The organism is Amycolatopsis sp. NPDC051373, from assembly GCF_040689465.1.
Taxonomy (GTDB): Bacteria; Actinomycetota; Actinomycetes; order Mycobacteriales; family Pseudonocardiaceae; genus Amycolatopsis.
The window spans coordinates 132,680-154,242 of the sequence record NZ_JBFBAE010000023.1 but is presented as its reverse complement, the minus strand read 5'-3'; the positions used below and the strand labels follow the sequence as shown (position 1 = coordinate 154,242).

The following is a 21,563-nucleotide window of genomic DNA, read 5'->3' as shown; positions in this document are numbered from 1 at the left end:
ATGTGGACCGGGCGCCCCGTCTCTACCTTCATCGGCAACCTGGCCGGGGACGGCCGGGCCAATCCCCCGCAGTCAACACCTCTGGAGATCCCCACATGGACCCGGTGCAGACCCTGCACGATTTCACGCTCACCCTGCTCAGCGACCCGATGTCGCTGGCCGCCTTCGCCCAGGACCCGCAGGCCGCCCTGCAGGCCGCCGGCCTCGGCGACATCAGCGCCGCCGACGTGCACGAGGTCATGCCGCTGGTGCTCGACTACATCCCGGTCGACGACCTGGGCGCGCTCCCCGCCCTGCCGCAGGCGGGCGACCTCACCGGTGTCCTCGCCGACGGCCCCGCGGGCGCCATCGAGCAGCTGCAGGCGCTCACCTCGTCGCTGGGCCTGCCCGGCGTCGACGGCCTCTCGGTCCCGACCCTCCCGGCCGTCCCGGGTCTGCCGGCGCTGCCGGCCGTCGGCGAGCTGCCCGCCGTGGGCGACCTCCCGGTCGTGGGCGAGCTGCCCGCCGTCGGCACGCTGTCCGGCGTGACCGACCTGCAGAACACCGCCGCGGGCGTCACCGCCCTCGCGCAGGACCCGACCAGCGCCTTCGGCCTGGTCAACGACCTCTCGGGCGGCCTCGACGCCGGTGCCGTCAGCGGCGCCGTCGCGCAGGTCCAGGACGTCGCCGGCCAGGTCACCGGTGCCGTCGACGGCTCCGCGCCGCTCCACGCGAGCGACCTGCCGGTCGCCGGTGGCGCCATGGCCCCCGTGGGTGGCCTGACGAGCAACCTCGCCCAGGCCGCCGGCGGCGTCGAGGGTCACGTCAGCGACCTCGCGGGCTCCGTCACCGACCAGGTCGGCAACCTCACCAGCGGCCTCGGTGCCGGCGGCCTGGACCACGCCGTGGGCGGCGTGACCAACGAGGTTCAGGGCCTCACGCACTCGGTCGTCCCGGACCTGGGCGGCGAGCGCGCCGACACCCACACCGGCACCGATGCGCACACGGGCACCGACGCCGGCCTCGGCGCGGTGCACGACACCGTCTCGGCCGTCACGGACCTGGGCCAGCACACGCTGGGCATCGACCTCCAGGCCGGCGTCGAGACCAGCCACGGCGGCGGCGGGCTCGACCTGCACCTGTGATCCGCAGGCATTGACGGGAGTGGCTCCGCGGTCTGGGTGCGACCGCGGAGCCACCACCCGGTTCGCTCACTCCTCGTGCACGGGGGACACTCCTTCGACGTGACCGCTTCCGCTTGGCTCGAAGTGCTCGACGAGACCTTGGACGCCTGCCGGTCCCACGGCCGCGAAGACCTGGTGCAACGCCTGCGCCGGCGCCGCGACCGGCCGCCAGGCGCGACCCGAGTCGCCGTGCTGGGTTTTCCCAAGCAGGGCAAGGGCTACCTGGTCAACGCCGTGCTCAACGCACCCGTCTGCGCCGTCGGCGACGCCGCGACGCCCGCCGTGCCGGTCGAGATCGGCTACTCGGCCGAACCCACGGCCACGCTCGTGGGCCGCGGCAACGAACGCGTGCCCGTGCCGGTCGAAAAGCTGACCGGCGAACTCGGCGCACGCCCCCCGGGCTCGCTGCGCCGTGTGGACGTCGGCGTGCCGCGCGAACTGCTTTCGGCGGGCCTCGTGCTCGTCGACACCCCCGCGATCGGCGACCCGCGCTCGCCGCGCACCGCCGCCGCCCTCGACGTGCTGGCCGACGCCGACGCCGTCGTGCTCGTCTCCGACGCCACGACCCCGCTCAGCGAGGCGGAGGTCGCGCTCGCCCACCACGTCCGCACGTGGTGCCCCCACGTCGTGGTCGCCCTGACCAAGATCGACGTCTGCCCGAGCTGGCGCGCCGTCGCCGAACGCGACCGCGCGCTGCTGGCAGGCGCCGGCATCGACTCGCCCGTGCTGCCCGTGTCGGCCACCGTGCGCATGGCCGCGGCGAAGGCGGGGGACCAGGACCTCAACTCGCGCTCCGGCTTCCCCCCGCTGCTCACGTGGATCGCCGAGCAGGCCGCGCGGCCGCCCGAGCACACGAGCGCCGTGCTGGCGGCCCTGAGCGTGCGTGCGGCGACCGCCGAGCTCGTGGAGATGCTGCGGGCCCGTGCGGAGCTCGCCGGGCAGGACGCGGGCGTGGACCAGACGACCCTGCTGCACCGCGCGCAGCGCAAGGCCGACGAGCTGCGCAAGCGCAACACCCGCTGGCAGAACCTGCTGGCCGACGAGATCGCCGACCTGCAGTCCGACGCCGAGTACGACCTGCGCGAGCGCACCCGCAAGATCGTCGAGACCATCGACGAGACCTTCGACAAGGGCGACCCGGTGAAGGTGTGGGACGAGTTCGGGCCGTGGCTCGACAAGACGCTCGCCGAGGCCGTGGAGACGAACTACAACTTCACCGCCGACCGCGCGGAGTGGATCGCCCAAGCCGTCGCCGCGGCGTTCGGGGCGCAGTACGACCTGCACGATCTGCGGCTCGGGGAATCGGGTGCCGAGCTCATCGCCGACGTCCGCCAGCCGCGCATCGAGGGGTTCAAGATCGGGCAGAAGCTGTTCACGGGTCTGCGTGGTTCCTACGGCGGTGTGCTCATGTTCGGCCTCGTCACGAGCCTCGCCGGGCTGCCGCTGATCAACCCCGTTTCGCTCGGCGCGGGCGCGGCCTTCGCGGCGAAGACGATCAGCGACGAGGGCGGCATGCGGCTGCAGCGCCGCCAAGCGGTGGCGAAGATGACCGCGCAGCGCCACGTCGACGACGTCTTCCTGCGCTTCTCCAAGGAGTGCCGCGACGCGATCCGCCATGTGCAGCGGAAGCTGCGCGACCACTTCACCGGCTTGGCCGAGGAGCTGGCCGACCAGCTCGCGCGCGAGCGCGAGACGATCATCGCCGGCTCGGCCGAGCGCGAACGGCGGATGGTGAAGCTGCGCCGCGAGATCGAGCGGCTGGCCGGTCTGCACCAGCGCGCCGGCGAGCTGGGTGTGCTCGCGGGCCGCGCGCCGAGGGAGCTGCCGGCGTGACCGAGGACGTCCGCGGCCTGCTGGCCGAAGCCTGCGGCCTCTACCGCGACAGCTCGCGCGCGGCCGCGTCGCTGCACGAAACACTCAACCACCTCGACGAACCGCTGCGCGTCGGCATCACCGGCGCGCCGGGCACGGGCAAGTCGACGCTCGCCGCGGCACTCGGCGAAACGCGGTCGTTGCGCGATCTGACGCTCGTCGACGACCCGTCCGCCTCGGTGGTGACCGACGCGACCGTGCGGCTGCTGCGCCACCTCGAGCCCGACGAGCTGGCGAGCACGCACCCGGCCGCGCGCTCGGCGTTCGCGCGGCAGACGGCCGTGGACACGGTCCTGGTCCTCGCGCGCGCCGACGAAACGGGCGCGGGCCGCATCGACGCGCTGCTCACGGCCAAGCAGCTGGCGCGCCGGGCGTGGCGCGAAGACCCGCTGTGCAGCGGAGCGCAGGGCGTGATCGCCGTGGCCGCGCAGCTCGCGTACGGCGCCCGCGCGTTCACCGACGACGAGTTCGAGCTGCTGGCCGCGTTCGCCGCCGTGCCGCGCGAGGAGCTGGAGCGCTACCTGCTGTCGGTGGACGCGTTCACCGATCCCGCGTTCCCGGGGCCGGTTTCGGTGGACACGCGGCGTTCGCTGGTTTCGCGGTTCGGGTTGTTCGGGGTGAAGCTGGCGCTGACGTTGATCCGCACGGGCAGCGACAGCCGCGTGAAGCTGTCCACGGAGCTCGTGCGGCGCAGTGGTCTGGGGGAGCTGCGGGACACCGTCGCGGGGTGCTTCGCGGCGCGCGCTGAGGCGCTGAAGGCGCGTACGGCCGTGGTGCGGCTGGAAACCGTGCTGCAGAACGAACCGCGGCCGGGCAGTGACCGGCTGGAGGCGCGCGTGGAGCGCTTCGCGGCGACCGCCCACGACTTCACGGAGCTGCGCCTGATCGCCGACATCCGCGGTGGCCGGACCGCGCTGTCCGGTGACCCCGCGGACGAGGCCGTGCGGCTGCTGGGGGCGCAGGGGACGACGCCGGAGGAACGGCTGGGCCTCGACTTCGAGACGGACCCGCGGGAGGTCTACGCCGCCGGTGCGGACGCCGTGCTGCGGTGGCGGCACGAGGCCGAGCGGCAGGATCGCCCGCCGGCCGAGCGCGCGGCCGCGCACGTGGTGGTGCGCAGCGCCGAAGGGGTGCTGGCGCTCTTCGCCTGAGCGAGTTTCCCCTGGCCGGGGTGTTGACGGCGGGGGTTTCGGCGTCGCACCATAGAGCACTCTATGGCGCTGGTGCCTGCGAAGGGAGCCGCTGCATGGCTGTCGACGAACGTCCCGACTTCCGTCTGCTGGGAGACGTGCTCGAACACTGGGCGCGCGAACGGGGCGACGAGCCGGCGGTGACCTTCGGCGGCGTGACGCGGACCTGGGCGCAGTTCGACGAGCGCGTGCGGCGGCTGTCGGCGGCGCTGGCGGCCGACGGCGTCGGGCGCGGCGACCGGGTGGCGTTCGTGGACAAGAACCACCCGGCGTGCCTTGAGGTGTCCTTCGCGGTGGCGGCGCTGGGAGCGGCCAACGCGATCGTGAACTGGCGGCTTTCGCCCGACGAACTGGCTTACATCCTCGCGGATTCCGGTGCGGAGATCGTGTTCGTCGGGGCGGAGCTGGTGCCGGTTCTGGAGGAGATCCGGGATCGGCTTCCTGCTTTGCGGCGGTTCGTTGTCGTGGGCGGGGAGTCCGGCGCTTTCGAGGCTCTGGTGTCGGCGGGCGATCCGTCCTCTGTGGACTTGCCGCCGGTGACCGAGGACGATGGCGTGCTCGTGATGTACACCAGCGGTACCACGGGATTCCCGAAGGGCGCGGTGCTCACTCACCGCAGTGTGCTGAAGCACGGCACCGCCGTGGGCACGGCCTTCCCGATGGCCGACGGCGACAAGAACCTCGTGGCGATGCCGCTGTTCCACGTCGGCGGAACCTGTTACGCCATCCTGGGTTTCCTCACCGGCCTGCCGACGATCATGACCCGCGAACCGGACGCCCCGTCGCTGTTCGGCGCCCTGGCCGCGGGGGCGACGCACGCCTTCCTCGTGCCGGCGGTGGTCGGCGCGATCGTGCAGGCGGGGGAACAGGCGATCGCCGGGTTCTCCCGGCTGAAGTACCTCGGTTACGGCGCTTCGCCGATGCCGCTCCCGCTGCTGCGCACGGCGTTGGCCGCCTGGCCGGACATGGAGTTCGTGCAGGTGTACGGCATGACTGAGTTGTCCGGCGCCGTGACCACTCTCGACGGCGTCGCGCACCGCGACGCGTCTCGCCCCGAGCGTCTGGCTTCGGCCGGCACGCCGGTGCCCGGGGTCGAGGTCCGGATCGTCGACCCGGCGACGTTGGCGGACACCGAGTCGGGCGAGGTGTGGATCCGCACGGACCAGCGGATGTCGGGCTACCTGGGCAAACCCGAAGCCTCCGCCGAGACGATCGTCGACGGCTGGGTGCGCACGGGCGACATCGGCCGCGTCGATGACGGTGGGTTTGTATTTCTCGAAGACCGCGTGAAGGACATGATCATCACCGGTGGCGAGAACGTCTATTCGCCCGAGGTGGAGCGCGTGGTGGCCGAGTTCCCCGGCGTCGCGGAGGTCGCCGTGATCGGCGTGCCGGACGAACGGTGGGGCGAGCAGGTGAAGGCCGTTGTCGCGCCGGTGCCGGGCGAGGTGCTCGACGTGGACAAGCTGCTGGAGTTCTGCCGGAAGCGATTGGCGCACTTCAAGTGCCCGGGCAGCGTTGACGTTCTCGAAGCATTGCCGCGCAACGCGACGGGGAAGATCCTCAAGCGCTCACTGCGGGAGCCCTATTGGCGGGATCGGGACCGCAACGTCTGATGGCCGCGGTGACCCGGGAGCAGTACTTCGAAGCAGCGCTCGGCGTGCTCGCCGGGGATGGTTTCGCCGGTTTGAACGTCGGCCGTTTGTGCCGCGATTTGGGTGTGACGAGCGGATCCTTTTATCACCATTTCGGCGGCTGGTCGGCGTTCGTCGAGGATCTACTGGTCTTTTGGGAGAACCGGCAGGTTTTGATCCTGGCCTCGGGTTCGTTCGGCCGCGCCGGCCCTGCCGCTGACTTCGCGGCGCTCATGGAACTGACGCTCGGCCTGCACCACAAGGCCGAGGCCGCGATCCGTGCCTGGGCGGCCAACGACGAGGCCGTGCGCGCGGCCCAGAAGCGGGTGGACGACGCCCGGCTGAAGACCGTGGGGCGGGCAGTCAAGGGATTGGTCGGGGACGCCGCCCTCGCTCGCACCCTCACCGCCCTCGGCCTGGCGATGCTCGTGGGACACCAGCAACTCGCGGCCGCCGGTGAGGACACGGACCTCGCCGCCTTGATCGCGGAGTACACCTGGCTGGTGCACGCCCGCGGCTAGGCGTTGCCGATGACCTTCCTGACGCGGATCTCCAACACCACCCGCTTGGGATTCGGCTTCGGCTGACGGTACCTCGCGGCGTACCGGTTTTCGGCATCCTTGACGGCTTCCGGGTCGTCGCGGAGGACCATGAGTCCTTCCAGCGTGGACCAGACGGGGCCTTCGAGCTGGCAGACCGCCGCCGCTACGCCACTCTCGCCCGCGGCCTTGGCGAGGCGCGCCTTGTGGGAGTCGGAAAACGTGATGACCCTCGCTACGCCGGCCTCGAAGTCGACGGTGACTCCCACCGCCACGACGTGCGGCGTGCCGTCCGGCCGGACCGTGGTCAGCGAGGCCAGCCTCCGCTCGGTCCAAAAGGCCCGGAACTCGTCGCTGCGGGCGGTCAGATCGATCTCCATACCGGCCACGCTAGCTGGCGGCGCGGATGGCTTCGGTGGGGGATGGGGTTCACGTGCACCGGTCAATGCTCGTCGCAGCGATATCCTTCGGCTCGACCGCAGCGACCCGAGAGGTGATCACCTCGGTAACGATGGAGACGTCCGCCGGCCTCAACCTGGAGAACCCCACCGAGAACAACATCGCTGCTGTAATGGAATCCCTGCCCCGCGGCGGTCACCTGATTCTCGATGGTGGTGTCGAGAACACCTACTGGCAGGTTTGGTATACCCCCAATGGCACTTATCAGCTTGGGTATCGCGATGGCGCCCCCTTCCCGTCATTACCAGACGCTGACTGTTTCCCGCGACAAGATCACTGCCGCGGCCGCTGATGGCTTGCCGGCGACGAGTCTTGGAAGCTGGCGTTTACCTGGAAGAACATCGGCGACTGGTTTGAAGGTGCGGCCGAAGGCTAAGCGGCCGCTTGGCATTCCCGAGCCATCTGCTTGGTTGTGCGGATGTCGTTGCATTGCCAAGCCCCCACTAGGACTGCAACGAAGACTCCTTCAACATCCTTTCCCCCGGCGCCCCCCCGATTCTTTACCTTCTCTAGGTGCTCGCTTTGTGTCAAGGTACGCTTTCCAGCCTTGACACAAAGCGAGCACCGTAGAACGATAGAAAAATCGGGGTGGTGATATGTGCAGTTCTTTTCCGCCGTAGGCGGGTCTTTTTCTTTCCTGAAGAGCATCGCCTTCGGCGAAAAGAAAAAGAAGCTCGACGAGAGCTCCCCGAAGCCGACAATTGTGGCTACGGTTCGGGGCTGGTTGTCAAGGCGGGAAAGCGTACCTTGACAACCAGCCCCGAACCGCGCTGAGGCTTCTTGTCGGGGAGCCGGGAGGGAAAGGGGAGGGGGGTGGGAGGTCTCCCGCGGTTGGGAGGGCCTGTTGCGTTTTGTGGTGGGGGAAGGGTGTGGCTTGTGTGGTGAGGAACCAGGGGTGGTCGGGAAGGGGGCTCCGTTTCGGAGGCCGTGTTGCGTTGCGTTGTTGGTACGGGTGCCTTGAGTCGTAGGGGATGGGTTGAGTTGTGTTGCGAGAGGTGGGTCAACTCGCGTTGCTGGGGTGCGTCGCGTTAGGTCTTGGGGAGTGGGCCGCGTCGCATTGCCGGGGCTGGTCGGTCAGCATTGCCTGGTGAGTCGCCCAGCGTTGCCGCGGTGGGTCAAATCGCGTTGTCAAGCATGGGCCGAACCGCTCGAATCCCACCGCGAATCAACCACCCCACCACAGACCCTCCCCAGCCTCACACCACCGAACTCCCCAACTGCACCCCATTCCATATCCCACTCAGCGATAAAATCCCATCCCCCATCCAGCTGCCCCCGTTCCCCTGAACCCCAGCCTCCAGGCCGTCAACCTGCGAAAACCCCGGGCAAAACTCCCCGACCTCGTCCACACTGTCCGTATGGGACCACAGCCGCGGACGTTCGATGAGCTCTGTCGTGCCTTGGACCGGGGGCGGCGTTTCAAGTACCTGCCCTTCTGGGGGCACCGGCCGGACCCGGGTGGGCGGATTGGGGCCGGGTGCCTCAGTCAGTGGTGGCCGGCTGGATTCGAGGTGGACGGTCGGCTCTTCGCGACCGCCGAGCACTTCATGATGTGGCGAAAGGCAACCCTCTTCGGAGACGACTCCACGGCGGAGCGCATCCGAGCCGCGAGGCATCCCGGAGCGGCGAAGGCCCTGGGTCGTGAAGTCAGAGGGTTCAACGACGAAGTGTGGAACGCCAACCGGTTCGACATTGTTGTCGAGGGGAACGTGGCGAAGTTCGGGCAGAACGCCGGGCTGGCCGAGTTCCTGGCCAACACGGGGGAGCGCGTGCTCGTCGAGGCGAGTCCGGTGGATCGGGTGTGGGGGATCGGGCTGGCGCCGGACGACCAGCGCGTGGGTGAGCCCCGCGCGTGGCGGGGGCTCAACCTGCTGGGGTTCGCGTTGATGAAGGTGCGTCAGGACGTGGGGACGCGAGGGCGCAAGCCGGCGGCCTCGTAGATCGCGTCGACGACGGTCATGGTTTCGATGGCGTCCGATGGGGGCGTCAGGCTCGGCACGTCGCGCAACACTGCGTCGGCGAAGGCGTCCAGTTGGTGGGCGTACGAGGGCCGGTGGGAGAAGCGTTCCACTGAGCGGGAATCGCCGCGTCGAATGGACAGGCGGTGCCAGAACTGCGGTGAGAGCGGGTTGATCGCCCGCAGTTCGCCAACGCTGCAGACGACGCGGGCGCTGATGCGCAGGACGTCCGACGACCACAGCGAGGCGCGCACGCGGCCCGTCGCGCCGGACGGGAAGCGCAAGGACGCCGTCATGGCGCGGTCGATTTCCGGGGAGCGCAGCTTGGCGCGAGCGTCGACGACAGTGGGGGTCGCGCCGCCCAGGACGCGTGCCATGTGGACGGCGTAGCAGCCCGCGTCCATGGTCGCGCCGCCCGCCAGGGACGGGTTGTAGCGGATGTCCTTGAAGCGCGGCAGCGGGAAGCACACCGCGGTCTCGATGTGCTGCACCTCGCCCAGCTCGCCGGACGCCAGCAGTTCCTCCATGCGCCGCGTGAACGGGTGGTAGCGGTAGTGGAAGGCCTCCATGACCACAAGCCCGGCCGCTTCGGCCGCGTCGGCAACCAGGCGGGCCTCGGAAGCGTTGGCGGTGAAGGGTTTCTCGCAGAGCACGTGCTTGCCGGCGGCCAGGGCGGCAAGGGTCCAGCGGCCGTGGAGGCCGTTGGGCGTCGGGTTGTACACGGCGTCGATGGACGGGTCCGCGAGCAACTCTTCGTAGGTCGCGTGTACTTCGGGGATGCGGTGCTTCGTGGCGAACTCGTGGGCGCGCGAGATGTCGCGCGCCGCGATCGCCGCGATGTCGACGTCCGGGTTCTCCCGGGCCGGCTTGAGCAAAGCTTCCGGGACGATTCCCGCGGCTCCGAGCACTCCGATGCGCATGATCGAACTTTAGCGAACCAGCGGACTTCAACTGTCTGTTGACCACTTCAACAACCAGTTGTACCGTTCCGCCCAACCCGACGTCCTGGAGGTCCCCGATGCCGTCGCCGTCCCGTACCCGCGCCTGGCAGGCTGCCCTGCTGACCGGTGCGCTCGCCCTCGTCACCGCGGCCTGCGGAGGTGGTCCCGACGGCGCCGGCGGCACGCGGCAGCCGGCCGGCGGAGGAGCCTCGCCCATCCCGGACAACGCCGCGCTGATCGCCGCCGTAAAGGCGGACGCGCAGCTCACCGCCGCCCTGCCGTCGGCCGTCACGCAGGCCAAGACGCTGCACCTCGCGTCGAACATCCAGTCGGCGCCCAACAACTTCTACTCGAGCGACGGCAAGACGCCGATCGGCTACGAGGTGGACCTGGCGAAGGCGATCGGCGCGAAGCTGGGCGTTTCGGTGTCGTATGAGGACATGGCGTTCGGCTCCCTGATCACGAGCCTGCAGTCCGGCCGCGTGGACCTGACCATGGCCGCGATGAACGACACGAAGGAGCGCCAGCAGCAGATCGACTTCGTCGACTACTTCTCCTCCGGCATCACGATCATGGTCCGCAAGGGCAACCCCGACGGCATCACGGGCCCGGACACGTTGTGCGGCAAGAACGTCGCCGTGGTGCAGGGCACGAGCCACCAAAAGTTCGCCGCCGCGCAGAGCGCCAAGTGCACGCAGGCGGGCAAGCCGGCGATCACCGTCACGGCCACCGACTCCGACACGCAGAACCAGAACCAGCTGCGCACCGGCCGCGTCGCCGCGATTCTCAACGACCTGCCCAGCGCCGTCTACATCTCGCGAACCGCGGGTGACGGCAAGTTCTTCGAGGTCGTGCCGGGCGCGCCGATCGGGGGCGGGCCGTACGGCATCGGCTTCACCAAGACCAACACGAAGCTGCGCGACGCCGTGAAGCAGGCGCTGCAGGAGCTCGTCGCCGACGGCACGTACGGCAAGATCCTGCAGGCCTGGGGCGTGGAGCAGGGCGCGGTCAAGGAGGCGGCCGTCAATGGCGGGAGCTGAGCCGCTGCCGATCGTCCGGCTGAAGCACTGGGGCCGCTGGGTTTCGGGCGTGGTCATCGTCGCCCTGCTCGTGCTGCTGGGGTTCGCGCTCGCGCAGGCCCAGATCGAGTGGGACTCGGTGCCCGACTTCGTGTTCTACCGGGTGATGGCCGTCGGTCTGCTCAACACGGTGGTGCTCGCGGTGATCTCGCAGGCCGTGGCCATCGTGCTCGGCATCCTGATCGCCCTGTTGCGCCGCAGCGCCAACCCGGTGGCGAAGTGGTTCGCGGCCGCGTACATCTGGCTGTTCCGCGGGCTTCCGGTGCTGCTGCAGATCCTCATCTGGTACAACCTCGCGCTGATCTTCCCGACGATCTCGATCCCGCTGCCCTTCGGCGGTTACCTCGTCCACGAGCAGACGAACGTGCTGATCAGCGCGTTCACCGCGGCTCTGCTCGGCTTGGCGTTGAACGAGAGTGCCTACATGGCCGAGATCGTGCGCGCGGGTCTGACCAGTGTGGACCTCGGGCAGACGGAGGCCGCGAAGTCCATCGGCATGACGCCGGGCGCGACGCTGCGGCGGGTGGTGCTGCCGCAGGCCATGCGCGTGATCATCCCGCCGACCGGCAACGACTTCATCAACATGCTCAAGGGCACGTCGATGGCGTCGGTGATCGGCGTGACCGAGCTGATCCACGCGGCCAACAACATCTCGTCCAACAACCTGCTGGTGATGGAAACGCTCATCGCCGCCGCGATCTGGTACATGGTCGTGGTGACGGTGGCCGGCGTCGGGCAGCACTACCTGGAACGCTCGTTCGGCGCCGCCGATCGCGGGCCCGCGGCGAGGGTGGGGAAGGCATTGCGGGGGATGCCGTTGGTGAGGAGTGCCCGTGTCTGACCCATTGCTGCGCGCGGTCGGGGTGCGCAAGAGCTACGGGAGTACCGAGGTGCTCAGGGGCATCGACCTCGAGGTGCACCGGGGGCAGGTGGTCTGTTTGCTCGGGCCGTCGGGGGCGGGCAAGAGCACTTTTCTCCGGTGCCTCAACCACCTCGAAACCATCGACGCCGGACAGGTGTGGGTGGACGGCGAGCCGATCGGCTTCCGGCTGCGCGGCGGGAAGCTGTATGAACTGCGCGAAAAGGACGTCGCTCGCCAACGGCGGGACATCGGCATGGTGTTCCAGCGGTTCAACCTGTTCGGGCACCGGACGGCGCTGGAGAACGTGGTCGAGGGACCGGTGCGGGTGCTCGGGATGAACCCGTCGCGGGCCCGCGAGGAGGCGTTGGAGCTGTTGGACCGCGTGGGGCTGGCCCATCGCGCGGACGCGCACCCGGCGCAGCTTTCCGGCGGGCAGCAGCAGCGCGTGGCGATCGCGCGGTCGCTGGCGATGAAGCCGAAGCTGATGCTGTTCGACGAGCCGACGTCGGCGCTCGACCCGGAGCTGGTGGGGGAGGTGCTGGCGGTGATGGGTACGTTGGCGCGGGAGGGAATGACGATGGTGGTCGTGACGCACGAAATGGCCTTCGCTGCCGAGGCGGCCGACGAGGTGGTGTTCCTCGCCGACGGCGCGGTGGTCGAGACGGGCCCGCCCGAGACCGTGCTGAAGAACCCGGCGCACGAGCGCACCCGCCAGTTCCTCGCGCGGGTCCTCTCGTGACGCGGATCTCGCCCCGGTACCTCCTGCAGTTCGACGAGCCTGCCGGCTACCTCGACTTCGCGCGGTTCGGGCCGCCGTCGCACGCCGTGCTCGACACCACGGCGAACCTGCTGGAAGCGGCGACGAAGGCCGGCCCGTCCACTGTGGACGAGCTGATGCGCCAGGAGACGCGCGCGAAGGCGGCCGCGGCGCGGCTGTGCGGGAGCGACACCGACCACACCGTGCTGCTGCCGCACACGAGCCTGGGGTTGTTTCAGGCGGCGTTCAATTCCCACGGCGAGGTACTGGTCTCGGCGGGAGAGTTCCCGGCGAACACGTATCCGTGGGCTCGTGCTTCCCAGGCCGGGCGGGTGCGGGTCCGCCGCTTGCCGGCCGGGTTCGTCACTCCTTCCCGGGTTGCCGAAGCGCTGACGGCCGAGACGACGGTGGTGTCGGTGAGCGCCGTCGACTTCCGCTCCGGCTACCGCGCCGACCTCGCCGCGTTGCGCGAGGTCGTGGGCGATCGGCTGCTGGTCGTCGACGGGATCCAGGGCTTCGGCGTGATCGAGGCGCCGTGGGAGGCCGCGGACGTGCTCGTGGTCGGCGGCCAGAAGTGGCTGCGCGCCGGCTGGGGCACGGGCTTCGCGGTGCTGTCCGACCGTGCGCTGGAGCGCATGGACCCGATCCTGTCCGGCTGGACGGGCGCGCGCGACCCCGGCCTGTTCGACGACGAGATCCACCCCGCCGACACGACCGCCGCGGGCTGGTCGATCTCGAACCTGAGCCCGATTACGTCCGGTGCCTTCGCGGCGGCTCTGGAGCTGGTGGAGGAGGCGGGCGTCGGGGCGATCGCCCGCCGGATCGGCGAACGCGTGGACGCCTTGGAGGAAGTGCTGCTGTCGCTGGGCGCTTCGGTCGTGTCCGCTGTGGACCGCCGGGCGGGGATCCTGGCCTTCGAGCTGCCCGGCCACCCGGCGGAACAGGTGGGTGCTGCTTTGTCGGCGGCCGGCATCGCCGCGACGGTCCGGCCGGAACACGTCCGCCTCTCGCCGCACGCGTCAACGCCGGTTTCCGCCGCCGAGGCCGTCCGGTCCGCTTTGGACGGTCTCCTGCGCCCGCGTACCTCGGTGACTTTTCCTTCGGCGGTTTCGGGTGGTGCGACACACGCGTTGCTCGCCGCCCTGATCCCCGCCGTCGACGGCCTGGCCGCCATGCTGGGCCCCGGCAACGAGGTCCTGCTCCACGACCTGTCCCGCCTGCCCGACTCCATCGTCGCCATCGCGGGCGACGTCACCGGCCGCGCCGCCGGCGGGCCCATGACGGACCTCCTGCTCGGCCTCGTCCGCCGCGGCACCACGCAGGACCTGACCAACTACCGCACCCACGGCCCGGACGGCCGCGCGATCCGCTCGTCCACCCTCTTCCTCCGCGACGCCGACGGCGTGGCGGTCGGCTGCCTCTGCGTGAACAGCGAAACGTCACCGTCCTCGGACGCGGCTTCCTCGCGGCCCGAGACCTTCCCACCCGACGTCGACAGCCTGCAACGCTTCCTGGTCGAACGCGCCATCGGCAAGGCGGGCATCCCCGTGGACCTCATGAAGAAGCGCCACAAGGCCGCCGTCGTGCGCGAACTCGACGAGGCGGGGTTCTTCCTCATCAAGGACGCGGTGGACCACCTGGCCACTCACCTGGACGTGACCCGGTACACGATCTACAACTACCTGAACGAGATCAGAGCCTGACCGCCGCCGGCTGGGTTGACGGGGGTCCCTGACCGACGCCGGGACCCCCGGACACCTCACTTCAAGAACGCCTCCACCGCATCAGCCGCCGCCGGGATGCCGCCGTGGGCGCGGATTTCCGTGGACAGCGACGACAGTCGAGAGGCCACCTCGGCGGAGCCCGCGACCTCGTCCACCGCCGAGCGCAAAGCGGCGGCGGTCACCGACGAAGCAGGCAGGTGCCGCCCCACGCCGAGGGTCTCCAGTTGCGCCGCGTTGCCGAACTGGTCGGCGGCCTGCGGGATGGCCACCGTGGGGACGCCGTACCACAGGGCTTCGGTGCAGCTGCCCATTCCGGCGTGCGTGACGAAGGCCGAGGCCGCCGACAGCACCGCCAGCTGCGGGACGCGGGAGTGCACCTCGAACGACGGTGGCAGCGGGCCCAGGTCCGAAGCGGACACGAAAGCGCCGATCGACATCACGAGATGCCAAGGCGAGTCCGTGAACGCCTCCAAACAAGCCCGGTACACCGGCAGCTGGTCGGTGAACGCCGTCCCGAACGAAACCAGCAGCACCGGTTTCCCCGACGACGGCGGCGTCCACGACTCGGCCAGTCGATCCGGCGACAGGCACGGCCCGACGAACTGGACGTGCGAGCCGACCCGGGAGGCGTTGGGCTGCATCGCCCGCGGGATCAGCGACAGCACGCGAGGTGGGTGGGACAGCCAGGTCCACGCCTCCTCGGTCTCGCCGTTTTCCCGCAGCCACGCGGTCATCGTGCGGGCGTAGTCCACACCGGACGGTGACGCCTTGATCGGGTCCATCACCGACGCCATGTCCTCGTCGTAGCCCTCCCATGCGACGAGCGTGGGCGACAGCTGCACGGCGGGCACCCCGTAGCGGGACCCGAGCAGGGGCGCGCCGAGGCCGCCGATGTCGTAGAGGACCAGGCCGGGGCGGTCGTCGTCGAACGTCGACAGCAGTTGCGGGTGCACGGCGATCGCCTCGTCCAGGAAGACGCGCATGGCGTCGGCCGGGTCTTCGGGCCACACGCCGGCCTCGCCGAGGGGCAGGAGGGTCGGGTGGGTCACGACGTGGGCGCCAGTGGGGGCGACCAGTGATTCGAGAGGCGAGCCCACCACGTAGCTCACCCGGTGCCCGCGCCGCACGAGTTCGGTGATGACGCCGAGGGACGGGTAGATGTGGCTCGGTGCGGTGGTACCGACCATCACGATGTGTTCGCGCATGAACGACTCCGTCAAAGGGGGAGGACGCGGCGCGCAGGGAAGACGGCCGCGAACGCGCGGCCGTGAAGAGTCACGCCGGGGCTAGAGCTGCCGCAAGCGCTGGAAGATCGTCATGGTGGCCACCGTAACGGCGACCCGGCGCGGGGACCAACCGAATTTCCGACGTCCACCTTTCGTAGGGACTATCGGGCAGAGCGCCGCGATCAACCGGCCGGGCGCGGCCGAGGCGACTAACGTCTGGCGGACCCGACAGACGAGAACCCCGACAGAGAAGGAACTCCCGTGAGACGTGCTGTCTTCGCGGCAGTCGCCGTCGCGACGCTGGCCTCGCTGGTCACCGCGCCCGTCGCGTCAGCGGCGCCGGCCACCGCCCCCGCCGCCTACACCCCGCCGCCCGTGGCGTGGGGTCAGTGCGACAACGCCGGCCTCAAGGCGGCCGGTGCCGAGTGCGGTTTCGTGACCGTGCCCCTGGACTACAGCAACCCGGGCGGCCAGAAGGCGCAGCTCGCCGTCAGCCGCATCAAGCACAAGACGCCGGACGCGCAGTACCAGGGCGTCATGCTCACCAACCCCGGTGGCCCCGGCGGCTCGGGCCTGACGCTTTCGCGCGTCGGAGCCAACGTGCCCAACCACGCGGGCGACGCGTACGACTGGATCGGCTTCGACCCGCGCGGCGTCGGCTCCAGCAAGCCCGCGCTCTCGTGCGACAACAGCTACACGAGCTTCGACCGGCCCTCGTACGTGCCGTTCACGCCGAGCCTCGAGAAGGCGTGGCTCAACCGCGCCAAGGGCTACGCCGAGGACTGCGCCAAGAAGAACCCGAAGGCGCTGCTCGACAACCTGAAGACCACCGACTCGGTGCGCGACATGGACTCCATCCGCGCCGCCCTGGGTGCCGACAAGATCAACTTCTACGGCTACTCCTACGGCACCTACCTCGGCCAGGTCTACGGCACGATGTTCCCGCAGCGCGTGCGCCGCATGGTGCTCGACTCGACGGTGGACCCGCGCGACGTCTGGTACCAAGCGAACCTGAACCAGGATGTGGCGTTCGATCGCAACATCAACATCTGGTTCGGCTGGCTCGCCAAGTACGACAGCACCTACCACCTGGGCAAGACGCAGGCCTCGGTGAAGGCGACCGTCGACCGTGAGCTGGTGAAGCTCTCGCTCAAGCCCGCGGGCGGCCAGATCGGGCCCGACGAGCTGACCGACGTGATCCAGCAGGCCGGCTACTACCAGCTGACCTGGCTGGACGTGGCCGACGCGCTGTCGGCGATCGTGACCAAGGGCGACCCGACGGGCGTCAAGGCGCTCTACGAATCCGACAGCGACAACGGTTACGCCGTGTACCTCGGCGTGCAGTGCACCGACGTGCAGTGGCCGACCAACTGGAACCAGTGGCGCCTCGACAACTGGAAGACCTTCCTCAAGGCGCCGTACTTCACCTGGCAGAACGCCTGGTTCAACGCGCCCTGCGTCTACTGGCCCGCGAAGGCGAGCAAGCCCGTGCAGGTCAACGGCAAGGGTGTGCAGAGCGTGCTGATGATCGACGAGACGCTCGACGCGGCCACGCCGTATGAGGGCAGCCTCGAGGTCCGCAGCCGCTTCCCGGGTGCGTCGCTGATCGCGGAGCCGGGTGGCACGAGCCACGCCATCACGCCGCGCGGCAACGCGTGCGTGGACACCAAGATCGCGGACTACCTGGCGACCGGCGCCCTGCCGGCCCGCAAGCCGGGCCGTACCGCCGACGTTGAGTGCGCGCCGCTGCCGCAGCCGCAACCGGCCCCGTCGGCGTCCGCGCAGGCGAAGGCCAAGGCGGACCTGCTTCCGCTGCTGGGTCACCTCTGACCAGCTGAAACACCGGCCGAAGCGCCGGGTGGGGCACTGTCCCCGCCCGGCGCTTCGTCGTTTCCAAGGCCCTCTAAAGACCTTGATGAACCAAGTTCGCGGCGCGTAGGACTTTTCATCGCAACGAGGTTTGTGTTACAAAGTTCCTCAGCAGGTTTGCAACGCAAAGTCGATGGGGGACGGGATGAGTGAGGCGTTCGGTCTGAGAGGCCTGACGAAACGGTTCGGGCCGGTGCACGCCGTCGAGGAGCTGACCCTCGAGGTCAGCCGCGGCGAGGTCGTGGCGCTGCTCGGCCCCAACGGTGCCGGTAAGTCGACCACCATCGACATGCTGCTCGGGCTCACGCGGCCCGACGCGGGCGAGGTGCGGGTGTTCGGCGGAGACGCGCGGGCGGCCGTCGACGCCGGGCGCATGGCCGCGATGGTGCAGAACGGCTTCCTGCTGCGCGACACGACTCCGGCGGAGCTCGTCGGGCTGATGCGCTCGATGTACCGCAAGCCCTTGGCGGCCGCGGAGGTCTTCGAACGCGCGGGCATCACGGACTTCGCGAACCGCCGCTGCGGCAAGCTTTCCGGCGGCCAGCTGCAGCGGGTGCGCTACGCGCTGGCCCTGGCCGGTGACCCCGAGCTGCTCGTGCTCGACGAGCCGACCGCAGCCATGGACGTGGACGGCCGGCGCTCGTTCTGGGCCTCGATGCGCGAGTTCAGCGCAGGCGGCCGCACGGTGCTGTTCGCCACGCACTACCTGGCCGAGGCCGAGGACTACGCCGACCGCGTGGTGCTCGTGCGCCACGGCCGCGTGGTCGCCGACGGCACGGTCGCCGAGGTCCGCGCCGCCGTGTCCGGACGCGTGCTGCGGGCCGTGGTGCCCGGTGCGAGCGAGGCCGAGCTGGCGGCGCTCGCCGGGGTCACGACCGCGCGCGTCCAGGGTGGCCGCGCGGAGCTGGCGTGCGTCGATTCCGACCTCGCGATCCGCGCGCTGCTCACCACGTTCCCGGACGCGAGCGACATCGAGATCACCGCCGTCGGTCTGGAAGAAGCCTTCCTTGCCCTGACCGGCGACCAGCACACCGACGAACCGGAAGGAGCCCTGCGATGAACCTCGTTTACCTGCGCCTGGAAATCGTCCGGATCGTGCGCAGCCCGCAGTTCGCGCTGTTCACGATCGCCGTGCCGCTGGGCATGTTCCTGCTCTTCGGCGGCCTGTTCGGCGACTACGTCGGCCCGGACGGGGTCCGGGCGAGCACCACGACGATGATCAACATGGGTGCGTACGGCGCCTTGAGTGGGGCCCTCTTCACCGGCACCCGAGTGGCCACCGAACGCACCGACGGCTGGCAACGGCAGCTGCGCCTCACGCCGATGCGCGCGCCGGACTACGTGCTCGTGAAGATCGCGTCCGCCATGGCGATGGCCTTGCCCGTGCTGCTGGTGATCTTCGTGGCCGGCGCGCTGCGCGGAGTCGACATGACGGCCTCGCAGTGGGCGCTCGCCGCGGTGTCGCTGTGGCTCGGCGCGTTGCCGTTCGCAGTGCTGGGTCTGCTGCTGGGGCTGTTCGGCAAGGGCGACACGGTCGGCGCCATGACGGGCGCGTTGATGCTGCCGCTCGGGGTATTCGGCGGGTTGTGGATGCCGCTGTCGATCATGCCCGGCTGGATGACCACGGTGGCGCACTTCTTCCCGACGTACTGGCTCGGCAAGGTCGGCACGCTGCCGGTGACGCACTCAGGTGGTCTGGGACTCGCGGTGGGTGTGCTGGCGGCGTGGCTGGTGGTGCCAGCCATCGTCGTGGTGCGACGGTTCCGGTTGGACACGGCCAAGGTCAGCTAGTTGACGGCTGTTACCAATCCGACCAGAAGTAGGCGGGCACGGAACTGGACGTTACCGTGTGTGGCAGCCCTTCCCGCCGTGACTGTGGTCGGATTGGTAACCAGCGGCACAGTAGCTTCCGTGCTGCATAGGGGTCAGCACGGTGGGAGGGCGAAGCAAGGTGGATGACGACGAAGAGCAGCCGATGTCGGCCGCCGAGTCGCTGAACCTCATCGCCCGGCAGAACGAGCGGACGCGCCGGGAGCTGGGGGCCAGCCCGGCGCGTCTGCTCGGCGTCTGGGCCTTCACGTGGCTGGTCGGCTGGGGGCTGGTGTACCTGGCCGACGACAGCCACGCGAGGCCGCTCATGCCCGGGTGGGTCGCGGGGATCGTGGTCGCGGTGCTGTTCGTGGCTGCGATCGTGTACTCCGCCTACTACGGCAGCCGCATCAGCCGCGGGATCCGCGGCCCGTCGCGCCGCACCGGCGCGATGTACGGCTGGAGCTGGATGATCTCGTTCGCCGCGCTGTCGCTGATCAACATCCGGGTGATGAACCTGGGTGACCTCGACCCGCACACGATCTCGCTGCTGTGGTCGGGCACGTCGCTGCTGCTGACCGGCGTCCTGTACCTCGCGGGCGGGATGCTGTGGCAGGACAAGCTGCAGTACGGCTTCGGCGCGTGGATCGTCGTCTGCGGCGGCGCGAGTGTGCTCGTGGGCGTGCCGGGCAACTTCCTCGTGCTGTCGCTGGCTGGCGGCGGCGGGTTCCTCGTGGCATCGCTCGTGTACTTCATCCGGGAACGGCGCTCCGGTCCGACGCGAGTGGCCGACCGGTGACCGAGGCGAGCCTGCCGGAGCTCGACCCGGTGATCCACGCCCAGGCCAGGCTGCGCGTCACCGTCGCGCTCGCCGGGCTGCACCACGGCGACCAGATCACCTTCCCGAGGCTGCAGCAGCTGCTCGACATGACGGCCGGCAACCTCTCCACGCACCTGCGCAAGCTCGAAGACGCCGAGTACGTGGAGATCACCAAGGCCTACGAGCACCGCACGCCCGTCACGCTCGTGAAGCTGACTGCCAAGGGCCGCGCGGCTTTCGAGTCCTACACGACGGCGTTGCACCGCCTGCTGGACGCGACCGGCGGGAGCTGACGTGACCCGCTGGGTCGTCCACCTCGACCTGGACGCGTTCTACGCCTCGGTCGAGCAGCTCACGCGCCCGACGCTGCGGGGCCGCGCGGTCGTCGTCGGCGGCACGGGGCCGCGTGGTGTCGTTGCCGGGGCGAGCTACGAATCCCGTGAGTACGGCGCGCGTTCGGCGATGCCGATGTCGCAGGCGCGGCGGCTGTTGCCGCCGGGCGCGGTCGTCCTGCCGCCGCGGTTCCGGTTGTACGAGACGTTGAGCAAGCAGGTCTTCGAGATCGTCGCGGACGTGGCGCCGGTGCTGGAGCGGATTTCCCTCGACGAGGCTTTCGCGGAGCCGCCTTCGCTGGCCGGCGCGTCGGTGGACGAGGTGACGCGGTTCGCGGAGGACCTGCGGGCGCGGATTCGTGCGGAGACGGGGCTGACGGCGTCGATCGGGGCCGGCACGGGCAAACAGGTCGCGAAGATCGGCTCGGATCGGGCGAAGCCGGACGGGCTGCTCGTGGTGCCGCCGGGCACCGAACGGGAGTTTCTGGCGCCGTTGCCGGTGCGGGCGTTGTGGGGGATCGGGCCGGTGGCGGAGGCGAAGCTGCGCACGATCGGCGTGCTGACGCTGGGGGAGCTGGCGGCGTTGTCGGAGCCGGACGCGGTGGCGACGCTGGGCGGCGTGGTCGGGCGAGAGCTGCGCAAGCTCGCGGGCGGCACGGACGCCCGGCCCGTGGCCGAGCGTGGGGAGGCCAAGCAGGTCAGCGCGGAGACGACGTTCGACGTCGACATCGTGGACCTGGGCCGGCTGCGGGCGGAGGTGCGCAAGATCGCGGCGGGGGCGCATTCGCGGCTGGTGAAGGCGGGCCGGGTCGCGCGCACGGTCGTGATCAAGCTGCGGCACACGGACATGAGCACGGTGACGCGGTCGGAAACCACGGCCTCGCCCACCGACGACCTCAACCAGCTCGCCGCCACGGCCGAGCGGTTGTTGCTGGACCCGCAGGAGTTCGGCGGCGTGCGGCTGGTCGGGGTGGCGTTCAGCGGCCTTTCCGTGCCACATCAGGACGCGTTGTTCACACTTGCCGTGCCTGGGAATTCGCCTGAACCCGTCGTGGCCGTGGTCCCGTCGCCGGGTGGGTCGGCGCCGGTGTCGTCGAGCGGCTGGCGCCCGGGCGACGACGTGGTCCACCCGGAGTTCGGCACCGGCTGGGTCCAGGGCGCGGGCCACGGCCGCGTGACCGTGCGCTTCGAGACACGGACTTCCGGCCCGGGCGTGGCGAAGACGTTCGAGCAGACCGACCCGGCGCTGACCCGAGGCGACCCCCAGGACTGTCTCAAGTAGACGGAAGGGGCCGCCACTGCCAGAGTGGCGACCCCTTCACCCAAAGC

At 70.0% G+C, this 21,563-nt stretch carries 20 protein-coding genes; 17 read left to right on the top strand and 3 right to left on the bottom strand.

Translation table 11 applies throughout. The features are described from left to right. The first annotated feature begins 95 nt into the window (after nucleotides 1-95). The 5 genes from AB0383_RS35640 (at nucleotide 96) to AB0383_RS35620 (ending at nucleotide 6,380) form a co-directional block, all read left to right on the top strand. On the top strand, nucleotides 96-1,124 hold the full coding sequence (locus tag AB0383_RS35640; protein ID WP_366189650.1) for an IniB N-terminal domain-containing protein: 1,029 nt from the start codon (nucleotides 96-98) through the stop codon (nucleotides 1,122-1,124). A 99-nt stretch (nucleotides 1,125-1,223) separates the two neighbouring features. Next, on the top strand, nucleotides 1,224-2,996 hold the full coding sequence (locus tag AB0383_RS35635; RefSeq protein ID WP_366189649.1) for an isoniazid inducible protein IniA: 1,773 nt from the start codon (nucleotides 1,224-1,226) through the stop codon (nucleotides 2,994-2,996). Beyond that, nucleotides 2,993-4,186, top strand: a complete 1,194-nt coding sequence (locus tag AB0383_RS35630; protein ID WP_366189648.1) for a GTPase — start codon at nucleotides 2,993-2,995, stop codon at nucleotides 4,184-4,186. The genes AB0383_RS35635 and AB0383_RS35630 overlap by 4 nt, the downstream gene beginning before the upstream one ends. A 95-nt stretch (nucleotides 4,187-4,281) precedes the next feature. Then, nucleotides 4,282-5,841: a long-chain-fatty-acid--CoA ligase gene (locus tag AB0383_RS35625; RefSeq protein ID WP_366189647.1), complete on the top strand. Its 1,560-nt coding sequence runs from the start codon at nucleotides 4,282-4,284 to the stop codon at nucleotides 5,839-5,841. Further along, entirely contained in the window at nucleotides 5,841-6,380 is a 540-nt protein-coding gene (locus tag AB0383_RS35620) for a TetR/AcrR family transcriptional regulator (RefSeq protein WP_366189646.1), read from the top strand. The genes AB0383_RS35625 and AB0383_RS35620 overlap by 1 nt, the downstream gene beginning before the upstream one ends. Here the strand turns inward: AB0383_RS35620 and AB0383_RS35615 are convergent. Next, entirely contained in the window at nucleotides 6,377-6,778 is a 402-nt protein-coding gene (locus tag AB0383_RS35615; protein WP_364186241.1) for a pyridoxamine 5'-phosphate oxidase family protein, read from the bottom strand. The genes AB0383_RS35620 and AB0383_RS35615 overlap by 4 nt on opposite strands. A 65-nt stretch (nucleotides 6,779-6,843) precedes the next feature. On the opposite strand from AB0383_RS35615, the gene AB0383_RS35610 reads away from it, so the two are divergent. After that, nucleotides 6,844-7,149, top strand: coding sequence for a hypothetical protein (locus AB0383_RS35610; protein WP_366189645.1), 306 nt, complete (start codon nucleotides 6,844-6,846; stop codon nucleotides 7,147-7,149). A gap of 1,108 nt (nucleotides 7,150-8,257) precedes the next feature. Next, complete coding sequence (locus AB0383_RS35605) at nucleotides 8,258-8,797, top strand: NADAR family protein (RefSeq protein ID WP_364186319.1); 540 nt, start codon at nucleotides 8,258-8,260, stop codon at nucleotides 8,795-8,797. Here AB0383_RS35605 and AB0383_RS35600 read toward each other — a convergent pair. After that, the gene (locus AB0383_RS35600) at nucleotides 8,755-9,735 is read right to left on the bottom strand and encodes a Gfo/Idh/MocA family oxidoreductase (RefSeq protein WP_366189643.1); all 981 of its coding nucleotides are present in this window, start codon (nucleotides 9,733-9,735) and stop codon (nucleotides 8,755-8,757) included. The genes AB0383_RS35605 and AB0383_RS35600 overlap by 43 nt on opposite strands. 98 nt (nucleotides 9,736-9,833) lie before the next feature. Between AB0383_RS35600 and AB0383_RS35595 the strand changes: the two genes are divergently transcribed. From AB0383_RS35595 to AB0383_RS35580, 4 genes are read left to right on the top strand one after another with little or no spacing between them, the layout of a single operon-like run. After that, on the top strand, nucleotides 9,834-10,796 hold the full coding sequence (locus tag AB0383_RS35595) for an ABC transporter substrate-binding protein (protein WP_366189642.1): 963 nt from the start codon (nucleotides 9,834-9,836) through the stop codon (nucleotides 10,794-10,796). Further along, nucleotides 10,783-11,676: an amino acid ABC transporter permease gene (locus tag AB0383_RS35590; RefSeq protein WP_364186248.1), complete on the top strand. Its 894-nt coding sequence runs from the start codon at nucleotides 10,783-10,785 to the stop codon at nucleotides 11,674-11,676. Before AB0383_RS35595 ends, AB0383_RS35590 begins: the two co-directional genes overlap by 14 nt. Continuing rightward, on the top strand, nucleotides 11,669-12,436 hold the full coding sequence (locus AB0383_RS35585) for an amino acid ABC transporter ATP-binding protein (protein WP_366189641.1): 768 nt from the start codon (nucleotides 11,669-11,671) through the stop codon (nucleotides 12,434-12,436). Before AB0383_RS35590 ends, AB0383_RS35585 begins: the two co-directional genes overlap by 8 nt. After that, nucleotides 12,433-14,157, top strand: coding sequence for an aminotransferase class V-fold PLP-dependent enzyme (locus AB0383_RS35580; protein ID WP_366189640.1), 1,725 nt, complete (start codon nucleotides 12,433-12,435; stop codon nucleotides 14,155-14,157). Before AB0383_RS35585 ends, AB0383_RS35580 begins: the two co-directional genes overlap by 4 nt. Before the next feature lie 56 nt (nucleotides 14,158-14,213). Here the strand turns inward: AB0383_RS35580 and AB0383_RS35575 are convergent, their stop codons facing one another. Beyond that, nucleotides 14,214-15,383 (bottom strand): macrolide family glycosyltransferase, encoded by a 1,170-nt coding sequence (locus AB0383_RS35575; protein WP_366189639.1) that lies wholly within the window; start codon nucleotides 15,381-15,383, stop codon nucleotides 14,214-14,216. A 282-nt stretch (nucleotides 15,384-15,665) separates the two neighbouring features. On the opposite strand from AB0383_RS35575, the gene AB0383_RS35570 reads away from it, so the two are divergent. The 6 genes from AB0383_RS35570 (at nucleotide 15,666) to AB0383_RS35545 (ending at nucleotide 21,516) form a co-directional block, all read left to right on the top strand. Further along, nucleotides 15,666-17,234 carry an alpha/beta hydrolase gene (locus AB0383_RS35570; RefSeq protein WP_366189638.1) on the top strand — a complete coding sequence of 523 codons (1,569 nt, stop codon included), beginning with the start codon at nucleotides 15,666-15,668 and terminating at the stop codon, nucleotides 17,232-17,234. A gap of 184 nt (nucleotides 17,235-17,418) precedes the next feature. Then, nucleotides 17,419-18,333, top strand: coding sequence for an ABC transporter ATP-binding protein (locus tag AB0383_RS35565; RefSeq protein ID WP_364186257.1), 915 nt, complete (start codon nucleotides 17,419-17,421; stop codon nucleotides 18,331-18,333). Continuing rightward, complete coding sequence (locus AB0383_RS35560) at nucleotides 18,330-19,064, top strand: ABC transporter permease (RefSeq protein WP_364186258.1); 735 nt, start codon at nucleotides 18,330-18,332, stop codon at nucleotides 19,062-19,064. Before AB0383_RS35565 ends, AB0383_RS35560 begins: the two co-directional genes overlap by 4 nt. 184 nt (nucleotides 19,065-19,248) lie before the next feature. Beyond that, a complete protein-coding gene (locus AB0383_RS35555; RefSeq protein WP_366189665.1) occupies nucleotides 19,249-19,881 on the top strand; it encodes a hypothetical protein in 633 nt (210 codons plus the stop codon). Further along, nucleotides 19,878-20,195: a transcriptional regulator gene (locus tag AB0383_RS35550; RefSeq protein ID WP_220246822.1), complete on the top strand. Its 318-nt coding sequence runs from the start codon at nucleotides 19,878-19,880 to the stop codon at nucleotides 20,193-20,195. The genes AB0383_RS35555 and AB0383_RS35550 overlap by 4 nt, the downstream gene beginning before the upstream one ends. Before the next feature lies 1 nt (nucleotide 20,196). Next, nucleotides 20,197-21,516, top strand: coding sequence for a DNA polymerase IV (locus AB0383_RS35545; protein WP_366189637.1), 1,320 nt, complete (start codon nucleotides 20,197-20,199; stop codon nucleotides 21,514-21,516). The last annotated feature ends 47 nt before the right edge of the window (nucleotides 21,517-21,563 follow it).

Excerpts from the sequence above, each read along its gene's own strand:
- AB0383_RS35615 (WP_364186241.1), bottom strand. The coding sequence starts at position 6,778 with ATGGAGATCGATCTGACCGCCCGCAGCGACGAGTTCCGGGCCTTTTGG.
- AB0383_RS35595 (WP_366189642.1), top strand. The coding sequence starts at position 9,834 with ATGCCGTCGCCGTCCCGTACCCGCGCCTGGCAGGCTGCCCTGCTGACC.
- AB0383_RS35560 (WP_364186258.1), top strand. The coding sequence starts at position 18,330 with ATGAACCTCGTTTACCTGCGCCTGGAAATCGTCCGGATCGTGCGCAGC.
- AB0383_RS35565 (WP_364186257.1), top strand. The coding sequence starts at position 17,419 with ATGAGTGAGGCGTTCGGTCTGAGAGGCCTGACGAAACGGTTCGGGCCG.
- AB0383_RS35590 (WP_364186248.1), top strand. The coding sequence starts at position 10,783 with ATGGCGGGAGCTGAGCCGCTGCCGATCGTCCGGCTGAAGCACTGGGGC.
- AB0383_RS35620 (WP_366189646.1), top strand. The coding sequence starts at position 5,841 with ATGGCCGCGGTGACCCGGGAGCAGTACTTCGAAGCAGCGCTCGGCGTG.
- AB0383_RS35555 (WP_366189665.1), top strand. The coding sequence starts at position 19,249 with ATGTCGGCCGCCGAGTCGCTGAACCTCATCGCCCGGCAGAACGAGCGG.
- AB0383_RS35625 (WP_366189647.1), top strand. The coding sequence starts at position 4,282 with ATGGCTGTCGACGAACGTCCCGACTTCCGTCTGCTGGGAGACGTGCTC.
- AB0383_RS35610 (WP_366189645.1), top strand. The coding sequence starts at position 6,844 with ATGCTCGTCGCAGCGATATCCTTCGGCTCGACCGCAGCGACCCGAGAG.
- AB0383_RS35575 (WP_366189639.1), bottom strand. The coding sequence starts at position 15,383 with ATGCGCGAACACATCGTGATGGTCGGTACCACCGCACCGAGCCACATC.
- AB0383_RS35640 (WP_366189650.1), top strand. The coding sequence starts at position 96 with ATGGACCCGGTGCAGACCCTGCACGATTTCACGCTCACCCTGCTCAGC.
- AB0383_RS35600 (WP_366189643.1), bottom strand. The coding sequence starts at position 9,735 with ATGCGCATCGGAGTGCTCGGAGCCGCGGGAATCGTCCCGGAAGCTTTG.